At 60.5% G+C, this 8834-nt stretch carries 9 protein-coding genes; 5 read left to right on the forward strand and 4 right to left on the reverse strand.

Annotated elements, in window-relative coordinates:
• Nucleotides 1-66 precede the first annotated feature (66 nt).
• Complete coding sequence (locus SPHS8_RS19090) at nt 67-861, reverse strand: hemerythrin domain-containing protein (RefSeq protein WP_201516770.1); 795 nt, start codon at nt 859-861, stop codon at nt 67-69.
• 271 nt (nt 862-1132) lie between these two features.
• Between SPHS8_RS19090 and SPHS8_RS19095 the strand changes: the two genes are divergently transcribed.
• A complete protein-coding gene (locus SPHS8_RS19095; RefSeq protein WP_236575271.1) occupies nt 1133-1579 on the forward strand; it encodes a PA2169 family four-helix-bundle protein in 447 nt (148 codons plus the stop codon).
• A gap of 64 nt (nt 1580-1643) precedes the next feature.
• Here the strand turns inward: SPHS8_RS19095 and SPHS8_RS19100 are convergent, their stop codons facing one another.
• Both SPHS8_RS19100 and rpsN read right to left on the reverse strand, forming a co-directional pair.
• Nucleotides 1644-3137, reverse strand: coding sequence for an FAD-dependent oxidoreductase (locus SPHS8_RS19100; RefSeq protein WP_236575272.1), 1494 nt, complete (start codon nt 3135-3137; stop codon nt 1644-1646).
• A gap of 38 nt (nt 3138-3175) precedes the next feature.
• Nucleotides 3176-3481 carry a 30S ribosomal protein S14 gene (gene rpsN / locus SPHS8_RS19105; protein ID WP_201516772.1) on the reverse strand — a complete coding sequence of 102 codons (306 nt, stop codon included), beginning with the start codon at nt 3479-3481 and terminating at the stop codon, nt 3176-3178.
• A 507-nt stretch (nt 3482-3988) separates the two neighbouring features.
• Here rpsN and SPHS8_RS19110 point away from each other — a divergent pair.
• The 3 genes from SPHS8_RS19110 to SPHS8_RS19120 are packed head-to-tail and all read left to right on the forward strand — an operon-like array spanning nt 3989 to nt 6300.
• Nucleotides 3989-5266 (forward strand): hypothetical protein, encoded by a 1278-nt coding sequence (locus tag SPHS8_RS19110; RefSeq protein ID WP_201516773.1) that lies wholly within the window; start codon nt 3989-3991, stop codon nt 5264-5266.
• The gene (locus tag SPHS8_RS19115) at nt 5263-5802 is read left to right on the forward strand and encodes a DUF4142 domain-containing protein (protein WP_201531154.1); all 540 of its coding nucleotides are present in this window, start codon (nt 5263-5265) and stop codon (nt 5800-5802) included. Before SPHS8_RS19110 ends, SPHS8_RS19115 begins: the two co-directional genes overlap by 4 nt.
• A 21-nt stretch (nt 5803-5823) precedes the next feature.
• Nucleotides 5824-6300 (forward strand): DUF2243 domain-containing protein, encoded by a 477-nt coding sequence (locus tag SPHS8_RS19120; protein ID WP_201516775.1) that lies wholly within the window; start codon nt 5824-5826, stop codon nt 6298-6300.
• A 17-nt stretch (nt 6301-6317) separates the two neighbouring features.
• On the opposite strand, the gene SPHS8_RS19125 is transcribed toward SPHS8_RS19120, so the two are convergent.
• Nucleotides 6318-7343, reverse strand: a complete 1026-nt coding sequence (locus tag SPHS8_RS19125) for a S8 family peptidase (RefSeq protein WP_201516776.1) — start codon at nt 7341-7343, stop codon at nt 6318-6320.
• A 199-nt stretch (nt 7344-7542) separates the two neighbouring features.
• Between SPHS8_RS19125 and SPHS8_RS19130 the strand changes: the two genes are divergently transcribed.
• The gene (locus SPHS8_RS19130; protein WP_201516777.1) at nt 7543-8616 is read left to right on the forward strand and encodes a patatin-like phospholipase family protein; all 1074 of its coding nucleotides are present in this window, start codon (nt 7543-7545) and stop codon (nt 8614-8616) included.
• The last annotated feature ends 218 nt before the right edge of the window (nt 8617-8834 follow it).

Genomic DNA, 8834 nt, shown 5'->3' on the forward strand with positions numbered 1-8834 from the left:
CGATATATTATTTTCAACCCTCCGGCACGTGTATTCGCATAGCTTGGCGGCGTGTTTGTCAGCGGTTCAGCGCCCTCGGCTTGACCTCACCGCAAGCACTGCGCCAGCCACTACAGTCGCTGCGGCGGCGGCGCGCCATCCGGGCAGATGCTTGTCGGAGACGCTCGTGCTTGGATCTTCTCCCTTTCGCATGCCTGGCAACCGCTCAACTAGGTTAGAAGCGAAGGCGAGTGCGGAACTCAACGCCCTGAGCGGTTCGGTCGCGGGACCCGCGCCGCGATGGAGAAGCGCGTCGATGCCATCGCGACTGCGGTCCAGCAGCGAGAGTGGCAGGGCGGCCAGGACATTGCCTGGTGGGCGGCGGGAAACGATCGGATGCGCTCGGGTCGGAGCGATGCGTCGCACTGCTTCCCAAGCCCAGCCGAGCCGGCGTAGTTGCGCAGGCGAGACCGCGTCCTGCAATCTTGGAAGGAGCCGATCCTCTTCATCCCGCACATCCTGCCGCAGCAATGCGACGATCCGCTCGAGCAGCTGCGCGCGATCGGAAGAATCCGGCGCTGTTCCATCCAGCTCTGCAACAAGCTCATTGATCTGCTGATGTTCCTGCTCCACCCTCAGTGTCAGCAGCTCTCCATCGGGCAGCACCCGTCTTAGTGTTGGCCACAGCACAGCCTCCTCGGCGAATGCGTGCGGGAAAACGAGGCGATAGACACGCATCAATAAAGGTGCCTGCTGATCGGCTGGCGCGGCGCCAAGCCGGTTGAGCAGCCTGTCCAACCGCTCATGGTCGCGCTTCTGTCGACTAAGGACGCTTGCCGCGCCGCTCATATCCTGCTCGGTCTGTTGGGCAAGGGACTTCATCTTGGTTCCTCAAGGTCGGCGATGATGGTGTGAGACGAACCAGAGTCATTCCCTTCGGTTGCCTGTTCTCTTCCGCATTCCGCACCATCGCCAGCCTGGATCAGTCCATCTTCACGCATGATGGTCGGCGCGATTTGCTGACCGGTTCAATGCTCTTCGTCGTGAGCGGAAGGCGTGCTGGCGCGCCGGGAGTTAGGCGCCCAGAGAGCATGGAACTTGGACCAGCTTGCAGCGCTGGAGCCATTCAACACCCGCAAAAAAGGAGCAGTTGATGAGCAACGATCACAGCATCTCTACCCTCAACAGTTTGATCAAGACCACGCTCGACAGCGTGAAGGGCTTCAGAGATGCGGCGGAGGATGCGTCCAACACCCAATATGCGACAACCTTCGCCGAGTTTGCGCAGGAACGGAGTCAGGTTGCCAGCAGCCTCCAGGCCGAAGTGCGCAGGCTAGGCGGAAATCCGGAAGATGAAAGCAGCTTGCTCGCAGCGGCCCACCGCAGCTTTATGGACCTCAAGCAGGCGATCACCGGCAAGGATGACAAGGCGGTTGTCGAGGAGGTCGAACGCGGCGAAGATTATATCAAGGGCAAGTTCGAGGCGGCACTGTCCGACAATGATCTGGATGCGTCGTCGCGTTCGGTCGTTGAACAGGCATATCAGTCGGTTCGCGCCGGTCATGATCGGGCAAGCGCGCTCAAGCACAGCCTGGCTTGAGGGCATCGGGGCCGCTCCGGCTGGAGCGGCTAACCGCCTTTTGCCTTGTGATGAAGAACTGGGATCAGCCGCCGCCGATGCCCTCGATGACCTTCCCTGTCCCCTCGCAGCCGGGGCATGGCTGGCCATTCAGTCTGCCGTCACCGCCACAGGTTGGACAGAGATTTTCGCCAGTGCCTTCAGTTCCAGCCGGAGCCTCGTCACCCGGCTTCATCCGTTCATCATCATTCGTTGGCATCGCATTTCTCCTTGCTTGATCCGGCCGGCCTTGTGATGGCTGCGTGATCAGCCGGGCGCCGCGCTGATAGGTGAAATAGCGCCAGAGCCATTGGATGCTGACCAACAGCCGCTTTTCGAAGCCAACCAGCAGATAGACATGGACAATGGCCCAGAGCAACCAGGCAACCCGCCCCTTCAGGCGGCGCTTGCCGAAATCGAAAATTGCGGCATTGCGGCCGATGATCGCAGTGTTGCCACGATCGTGAAAGCGGAAGGGGGGGAGTGACGGCCGGCCGGTGTATTCGCGCGCGAGCGATTGGCCCAGATGGCGGCCCTGTTGCTGCGCCACCTGCGCCAGTGCGGGGAGCGGCTGACTTGTTTCCGGGTCATCTAACGCGGCGCTGTCGCCCAGCACATGAATGTCAGGATGGCCGGGCACGGAAAAGTCCCCGGCGACCCGCACCCGGCCGCTACGGTCGCATTCGGCCCGCAACCAGGACGCCACCGGCGACGCCTTGATCCCGGCCGCCCATATGATTGTGCTCGCCCGCAGCTTTTGTCCGGCGATGACGAGCGTATCGTCATCAATGCTCTCGAGCGCCTGGCCCAACATGACTTCTACCCCGATCGCTTCCAGCCGCCGCCGGGCGTAGGCGCTCAGCTCCTCCGGAAAGCTCGTCAGGATCTGCTTGCCCGCCTCCACGAGCAGGATGCGCACCGCGCCGGGATCGATATGCCGGAAGTCGCGGGCAAGCGTGTAATGCGCAAGCTCCGCTATTGCTCCTGCCATTTCAACGCCCGTTGGTCCCGCACCGACAATGACGATGGTCATCAGTTCTGCCCGTCGCGTCGGATCGGCTTCCCGCTCTGCCAACTCGAAACCGCGCAGAATGCGGCTGCGAAGAAGGCGAGCATCCTCGATGCTGCGCAAGCCCGGCGCCAGCGCTTCCCACTCCGGATGCGCAAAATAATTATACTGGCTGCCGGTTGCGATCACCAGCCTGTCGAAGTGCAGCGATGACCCGTCCGCGAGCGACAGGCGGCGCGATCGTGGATCGACGCCTACGGCTTCGCCAAGCACAACCTCTATATTGTCGTGGCGGCGCAGGATGCGCCGGATGGGCTGCGCTATATCGGCAGGCGAGAGCGCGGCCGTCGCCACCTGATAGAGCAAGGGCACGAAAAGATGATAGTTGTTGCGGTCGACCAGGGTTACGCGGACCGGTTCACCGCCGAGTTCGCGCGCGCAGGCGAGACCGGCGAAACCACCGCCGAGGATGACTATGTGCGGACGCCGGCTTATGCCGAATCCTGCTGAGGCGTGGCCATCCGCGTTCAACAGCACCTCCTCTTGAGAGTGGAGAAGGATGGTCCGTGTCACCAACTCGATTTGATCACGCCTGGCAGTTGCCCTCTCGTGGCAAGATGCCTCAGCATCACCCGAGCCAGTCTGAATTTCCGGTAATAGGCGCGCGGCCGCCCCGTCAGTTCGCACCGGTTCCTGATCCGCGTAGGATTGCCGTTACGAGGGATTTCCGCCATTTTCAGCCGTGCGATCAAGCGCTCTTCCGGGCTGAGACTTTCATCATCCGCCGCCGCCTTCAGCTTCGCATATCTTGGCGCATATTTCTTGGCGAGCTTGCGGCGACGTTCGTTCTTATTCACTGCGCTCTTTTTGGCCATCTAGCTTCCTCCCTTATTCGATTTTAATCGCTCGCGTCGGAAAGCGCTGGCATGCTCACCTTGTGCTGGTTCATCCTCTTCTACCATCAGCAGCGTTATTATCCTGTGCGCATAATGCGCAGCTAACGTCCGGTATATAGTTGCAGCAGTCCGCGACCCTGCCTCGCGCGCACTGAGGTCTTCTTTCTGGAGGCGCTTTCTATAATATTCTACGTCATTCATGGGGCGATCCTGGGCACTTCGGCAGCGATAACATCACCGATGGAGCAGTGAATTCACAACGGTTAAGTCGAAAGTCCTTTTGGATGACGAACCAACCTAGGTGAATGAATGCTGATATTGGTTTTGGCGCGCATGTTGACGCAAGTGTTCCGATTTTCCGGAAGAACAATCATCCCGAGACTGATCCGCCGGTTCTGCTTACCTGAGTTAGAGTGTTCGGGATTTTGGCGGAACTCGGTAGCACGGCCAATGTTCAGGGCGGAGCATCCGTTTGGGAGCAATTCTATGAGCTTTAATCCTTTGGCCGAGCGTGGCATTCCGCTCGAACAACAATTCCGCAGCTGGTCTGAACTCAACATCGAACCCTATGACACGCGCGCCGTGCATCCTTATACACGCTGTCGCGTGATTGCGATGAACGGGATAGAAGTTGAGGCCATCATCAACTCCCATCAGATGGCGCGCCGGACGATGGATATTGGCCTTAAGCAAGTCGCCGCTGTGGTCAGGCGAGTCGAACAGCAGCAGCAAAAAGTCGTGAACTGGCTGATCCCTGGCGATGAGAGCACAATCGCGAACACCATCGGCTACGAGCAGGTCGCGGTGGATCTGACGGCGTGGCTGGCGCGGCACGAGCCCGATCCATACCTCAAGAAGGTCTATGAATTCGCGCTACTGGAGGATTTCGATCATCTCTACAGATACGCCAACCTCATGGATCTGATGGGGGAAGGCAGAAAGGCGGAGGAGATCACGCAGGACCTGACCGAGATGCTGCCCGGGCGGCCGACGATCTTTCAGCATCGGCACCCGCATGATGAGTTGCGGCGGCCCATGACGATCCATGCCGCGGATATTCAGTCGATCATGAACGGCATCACTATCGTTGCCGCTGAGCAGCAGACGATGAACTATTATATGAATGTGGGGAACCGCCCCGTCGATCCTCTTGCGCGCGCACTCTATCTGGAGATCGCCCAGATCGAGGAGCAGCATGTATCCCACTATGAATCGATACTCGATCCATCGATGACTTGGCTGACCAACTGGGTGCTGCACGAATATAATGAGTGCTGGATGTACTGGTCGTGGATGTCCACGGAAACGGACGCACGACTGAAGGCGATCTGGGAACTGCATCTGGGCATGGAGATCGAGCATCTGCGCATTGCGTGCGAACAGATGAAGGAGATTGAAAAGGTCGATCCCGCCGATTTCCTGCCCGCGAATGGCATGCCCGCGCCGCTGACCTTCGAACCCAACAAGGAATATCTGCGCGACGTGCTTGACCGCACCATCAGCTGGACCAGCTATGATGCGCAATTTGTCGATATCAAGACGCTTGGTCCCGATCATCGCTATTTCGAATATCAGCGTAAGGTCAATGCAGGCGGATCGCCCACGGAAATCGTCATCGACCGGCACCGCGAGGAATTCGGCCATGAATATCGGTTGGAACCCGATGGTCCTCACCCGATCGAGTCGCTCCGTGAACGGGGCCCCCATGACCAGTTCGCCTATTGGGAAGCCGTGCGCTCCCATGTTCCCGAAGGAGTGGAATGATGAGCAACGAACAGGAAGCAGGCGGCCTGAAGCAGGTCGTCAACAAGGTGACGGATGCGGTCGGGGGCATGGTGGGGCAGGCAAGTGCAGCCAGCACGAGGACGGCTGACCAGTTTGTCGAAAATGCCGCCATCGGGGATCGCTACGAGATCCGCGCGGGGATGATCGCGCTGCAGCGAGCCCAACGCGATGACGTGCGGCTGGCAGCCCGCCAGATGATCATCGATCACACGACAAGCACGCATCAGCTTCAGGCCGCGCTGGAGATGAGCGAGACCGCAGGCGTGACTGCGCCCCCACTTGAGCTGGACAACCGCCGTCAAGGGATGATCCAGCACCTGATGGAGGCCTCAGACGATGGGTTCGACAAGCAATATCTGGATCAGCAGGTGCTTGCCCATGAGGAAACCGTGACCTTGATGCGCAACTTCGCCGGGGGTGGCGACAATTCGCAGTTGCGCTCATTCGCGCTTTCCACCGCTCCAGTCGTCGAACGGCATCTGGAGCATATGAAGCATTTGCGCGAACTTGCCTGATGCGAGCCGCAGGAGACGCGGATGACCGATCGAAGGACTGACCTGCCCTCGCTTGCTCCTCCGGGAATCATGCTTGGCATTGGCCTCGGAGGATTTTTCGACGGGATAGTCCTGCACCAGATTTTTCAGACACATGCCATGCTGTCAGCGGTCATTCCCATGGACAGCATGATGAACATGAAAGCCAATATGCTCGCCGATGGCCTTTTCCACGCGCTTATGTGGATGGCGACGCTGATCGGGGTGGCGTTGCTCTGGCGGGCACTAAATGGCAGGCGGGGCGCCAGCGCACCGGGCTGGCGACTGATCGGCTACATGCTCGCAGGATGGGGATGGTTCAACCTTATCGAAGGATTGATCGACCACCATCTGCTGGATTTGCACCATGTCATTGAAGCGCTTGGCGTGTCGATTTGGGACTGGCTGTTCCTTGCCTCGGGCATCGTCCTCATTCTTGCCGGCCAGGCCATTGCGAGGAAGTCCAGCCAAATCACTTGACGCACAAAGCGTGCTCTTCAGCCCTTTGCCTCCTGCACGGCGCGTATTGCCCTGCCCACGTTGAGCCGCCCCCTGCCAGTCAGGTGATCAGGGCCGCGCTCGGCAAGATCATCTGCGCTTTGCAGCAGCATTGAGGCAGCCTGCGGCCCGGACAAATGCGGAGCCCGGCTAAGCAGGAGCGCGATGGCGCCTGCGGTGTAAGCGACCGAATAGGACGTCCCCGAGACGAGGCTGCAGGATCGGTCGCCACAATCGACAACAACATATTCACCCGGAGCGACGACATAGCGGCTGCGTGTTGCGCCTGCCTTGTTCGACCAGGGCGCCATCCTGCCCTGGAGGGTTGCTGCGCCCGACACCAGCATCGATGAAGCGAAACGCGGGTCGGTGGCATAGCGGGCGGGCCAGACGGGCTGGTCGTCTCCGTCATTTCCAGCCGCAGCGACGATGACGACGCCGCGTTTCGCAGCGCGCTCCAGCGCCGGTTCTATGGCCTGGATTGCCCGCCTGGACGCCATCGGCATGCCGATAACGCTTGCCCCATGATCCAGCGCATAGTCGATCGCCTTGGCCAGAAGCGGCGGGTCAAATGCGCAGGTGCGAAGGCAAGAGCCGTCACGATCGGCACGAATGGACAACAGCGTCGCTTCATAAGCAATGCCGAATGTTCCCGCGCCATCGACGCGGGCAGCCAGCAGGGAAGCCGTCTGCTCACCATGCCGCCGGTCGCCCGTGTCGAACCGCCGGTTGGGCACCAGGTCGATCGAATGAGGAGAGAGGTCGCTGAACAACCCTGCGGCGTCCGGGCCAACGCCCGTATCGATCATCGCGACGACTATGCCTTTTCCGGTCGCGCCCTTGCGGTAGACGCCGGTCGCGCGGCTTGCCTTCACGCCCCAGCTCAGACGATATTCGGCACTACCCAGTTTCGGGCGCGGCGGCGTGCCGGAGGCGGCCGGCGCAAGGGTTGGAGTGGAGATCAGGATCATCATGAGCGCGGACTGCGCGGCAATGCGCGCCGAGCGCCGAAGCGAACGGGTCAATGTATGTGCTCCTGGAAGTGCCGGCAGTTTCGGTGAGCAGGATGTAGGAACGCCAGGCTGTACCGAAAAGGGGTGACGAGCAGCATCGCAGCGTGGAACGCCGCACCCTGCGAGCGGTTTTGGGATGCTACAGCGCAGGAGATCTTGTGGCACCCGTCATTTACCATCAGAACCCAGGCATGGCTCCGGACAGCCTGCGGTGAACGACCGTTCCTATGATGTCGCGCTCGTCCTCAGCGGCGGGAATGCGCTCGGCGCATATCAGGCTGGAGCCTATGAGGCGCTGCATGAGCAGGGGCTTGAGCCTTCGTGGATTGCTGGTGCGTCTGCGGGCGCGGTAAATGCGGCGGTGATTTGCGGCAACGAGGCGTCCGACCGGATCAGCCGACTGCGTGAGCTGTGGAAATGTCGCGGAGACGCCGAACCGGTTGACCTGCCTGCAATCTTTGAGACGGTGAGGCGTAGCTGGTCGACCGCATTGACGCTGGCCGGCGGACATCCCGGGCTTTTCGTGCCCCGCCATATCTACGGCCCCTGGTTTAACCCTCTGAACAATGACGAGCCTGCGAGCCTCTACGATCTGCGTCCACTCGCCGACACGCTGCGGCGGCTGGTGAATTTTGATAGGCTCAATCAAGGTTCTCCGCGCTTGTCAGTCACAGCTGTGGATATTCAGACCGGCGAAGATGTCGCATTCGACACAAGCAGCTGTTGGATCGGCTGCGACGAAATTCGCGCGAGCGCCGCGCTTATTCCACTGTTCCCGCCGGTCGCAATCGGCGAGCGGCTGCTGGGAGACGCGGGCATTTCAATCAACCTGCCTCTCGATATCATCCTGTCCGAAAAGCGGTCCCGCCCGCTGCTTTGCATCGCCGTGGATCTGCTGCCGCTGTCTGGAGGTCGTCCTCGCACGCTGGGCGACAGTGCAAAGCGGAGCCAGGACCTCATGTTCGCAACGCAAAGCCGCCGCGCGTTGGCCGCCTGGCAGGCGGTCTTTGATGCCCAAGGTGAGAAAGCAGCGCCCGTAACGGTGCTGCGCCTCGCCTATGCGGATCAGGCGAAGGAGGTGGCGGGCAAGGCATTCGACTTCTCGAGCCAATCTGCCGAAGCGCGCTGGCGCGCTGGTTATGATGCTATGAGGAGCATGTTGGCTGCTCTTGAACGGGGTGAAATAGCGACGAGAGATCCAGGCTTGTCGGTTTACCAGTCCGATCCTCGCAGTCTGCACGGGATTGAGCGTGTTCGTTTCTCCATGCGGCCTGAGCTGGGATAAAATTGAAAGCGGTCTCCGGTGCAGCTGAGGAAGCGCGCGGTCGGAAGTAGGTCATCGTCCAAACGTTAGATAAGATGCCGACCTGCCTCGGCTTAACCTGCGTTGCGTGCGGCGGAAGGGGCTGACCGGCAGCGAATGGCGAGTTCGGGCGCTGAGGATGGACAAGCGGCCGGTCCGCACCTGAGCAGCAAAATTTTGCTCCTGGGCGGCTGGAACGG

The organism is Sphingobium sp. S6 (assembly GCF_905120495.1).
Taxonomy (GTDB): Bacteria; Pseudomonadota; Alphaproteobacteria; order Sphingomonadales; family Sphingomonadaceae; genus Sphingobium; species Sphingobium agri.